We start from the raw sequence: 1,173 nt of genomic DNA on the forward strand, positions 1-1,173 counted from the left end.
GCTTGTCTTATGACTTTCTGCGCCGGACGGGCGAATATGAACCGCTGCGAGAGGGTTGCCTCCCTCTCTCAGCGGCGAGGGTCGGATCGTTGAATCGCTGACCGTTTGACGGGTCGAGCTAGAGTGTGATCGCCCTCGTCTTTCTCTTTGGTCCTGAACGGATACCCGGAGTTCGGCTCCGGATGACAAGCAGAGGACAAGCGAAAGATGATTAAAGATACCATTGGTGTCGATATCTCGAAAGACCACCTCGACGCGCACCGGATGAGCGACGGCGCAGCCCGCCGCTTTGCCAATGACACTGCCGGTCACAGCGCCTTCATCGACTGGCTCGGTCAAGCCGGGCCCGCCCATGACATTCGTGTCGTCTACGAACCGACAGGTCCCTATCACCGGGCGTTCGAACGCCAGGTCGACAGGGCGGGCGCGGCACTGGTCAAGGTCAATCCGCGGCAAGCACGGCGTTTCGCGGAAGCCACAGGCAAGCTGGCCAAGACGGATCGGGCAGATGCCGCCATGCTCGCACGCATGGGAGCAATCCTGGAACTCGAAGTACGGTCGGTACGAGGCCCGCTCCTCAACGATCTCAAGGATTTGCATATGGCCCGAGAAGCGTTGATCAAGAACCGCACTGCCGCCAGGAACAGGGCAAAGAACCTGACCTTGGCTATTCTCAAGCGTCACAACGCTGAGCAACTTAGGCAGATCGAGCGTCAGATCATCGCGATCGAAAGGGAGATCATGCTGATCATCAAGCATGATCCAGACCTCGCAGGTCGTTTCGATATCCTTGTCTCGATCCCGGGCGTGTCGACAGTTACCGCCTTCGCGCTCCTGATCGACATGCCCGAACTCGGCACTCTCGAGCAAGGGCAGGCAGCTTCTCTGGCGGGTCTCGCACCCGTCGCAAGGCAGTCTGGGACATGGAGCGGTCGCGCGTTCATCCGTGGGGGACGCGCCAATGTCCGCCACGCGCTATACATGCCGGCACTCGTCGCCATGCGCTTTAATCCCGATCTAAAGGCAAAATACGATCAGCTAAAAGCTGCAGGAAAAGCACCAAAGGTTGCCATTACAGCAATCATGCGAAAACTCATCGTCCTCGCCAATGCACTGCTCAGCAAAGGCAGAAAATGGGTCCCATCCCTACCTTGACCAACACGGATACTCTAG

1 protein-coding gene is annotated in these 1,173 nt (G+C 58.2%); it reads left to right on the plus strand.

What is annotated here, in order from left to right; all coding sequences use genetic code 11:
- Positions 1-207: 207 nt before the first annotated feature.
- Positions 208-1,155, plus strand: coding sequence for an IS110 family transposase (locus HNQ66_RS23385; protein WP_184147291.1), 948 nt, complete (start codon positions 208-210; stop codon positions 1,153-1,155).
- Positions 1,156-1,173: the final 18 nt, after the last annotated feature.

The organism is Shinella fusca (genome assembly GCF_014203155.1).
GTDB lineage: Bacteria > Pseudomonadota > Alphaproteobacteria > Rhizobiales > Rhizobiaceae > Shinella > Shinella fusca.